Below are 1,194 nucleotides of genomic sequence, written 5' to 3'. Positions count from 1 at the left end.
GCATGACGGCGTCCCCCGGGTGCGCCGCGAGGGCGCCCACGAACCGGTCCAGCACGTCGTCGACCGGCCCGCGGTGGCACGGCACGTCCAGCCGCGCGCACTCGTCGGCCACCGCGTCGTCGACAGTGTCGGTGCTGGTGGCGACCACCAGGTCGGCGAGGACGCCGCTGTCCTGGGCGGCGCGGACCACCCGGCCCAGCACGGACCGTCCGGCGAGCGGGCGGAGCACCTTGCCGGGCAGCCGGGACGAACCCATGCGCGCCTGCACGATGCCGACGATCCGTGGCCGCGTGCCGGTCCCGGGCGGCGGTAGGCCGGTCACTGCTGCTCCTCCTGCTTGGGGGCGAGCACCGCGATGGCCCGGCGTTTGGCGGCGCGGGCGCCCCGCTTGGCCAGCCGGGCCGGGGTGATGGCGAGCCGACCCACCCGGTAGCTGATCGACCCGCTGAGCAGGCTGATCGTGGTCTCGGCCCGGCGCAGCGCCCGTTCCCGTGAGGTGAGCAGTTCCTCGGTCCACGCGGTCAACGCGGCCAACCGGGTGAGTTCCTCGCGCTGGCGCAGCCACGCCTCACGCAGCTGCTGGTAGCTGTGCCCGCCGATGGGTGGGTCGGTCGGGGCGACGGCGTGCAGCTCGGTGGCGAGGTCGGCAGTGCCGGCGGCGTCCAGCCCGTGCAGGGCCGCGGCGATGGCCGCCTCGGCCTCGACCGCCTCGCTGACTGTCGCCCGGTCGAGGTCGTGGCCGGCGAGGCCGCCGAGCACCACGGTCAGGCCCGCCACGTCGAGGGTGGACGGCCACGGATGGGCGTACCCGCCGGTGAGCAGGCCCGTGGCGAAGCGCCACAGCGCGCGGGCGAGCACCACGTCGGCGGGGAGCGCGGCGGTGACCCGCCAGCTGGGGTCGAGCACCGCGTACCGCTCGCCGTCGAACACGACGTTGTCGGTGCCGGCCAGCGCCGCAGCGCCGGCGATCCGGCCGTCGGCGTCGGCCTGGTCGGTGAGCCAGCCCGCGTACCCCCGCAGCAACGCGCGCACCGTGCCCAGGTCGCGGCGCACTGCCGCGTCGAGCAGCACGGTACGCAGCAGCCGGCCGGACGGCACCGGCCCGGACAGCGCGTCCGCGTCCCGGTAGGCGGCCTTCCCGCTGGCGAACGGTGCGCCGGCCGGGGTCCTCGGGTTGCTGGTGGGGACTCATCC

Annotated in this window: 2 pseudogenes; both read right to left on the bottom strand. The window is 76.5% G+C overall.

Annotated elements, in window-relative coordinates:
• A pseudogene (locus KBX53_RS33530) lies at window positions 1-256 on the bottom strand (acylneuraminate cytidylyltransferase); the annotation flags it as partial.
• 62 nt (window positions 257-318) lie between these two features.
• Window positions 319-1,131: pseudogene (locus KBX53_RS33525) on the bottom strand (class I SAM-dependent methyltransferase); the annotation flags it as partial.
• Between the last annotated feature and the right edge of the window lie 63 nt (window positions 1,132-1,194).

The sequence above is a fragment of the Micromonospora sp. M51 genome, assembly GCF_018070305.1.
GTDB lineage: Bacteria > Actinomycetota > Actinomycetes > Mycobacteriales > Micromonosporaceae > Micromonospora > Micromonospora parva.
The sequence above is the reverse complement of the archived record's forward strand: the minus strand, read 5'-3'. Positions and strand labels throughout refer to the sequence as shown.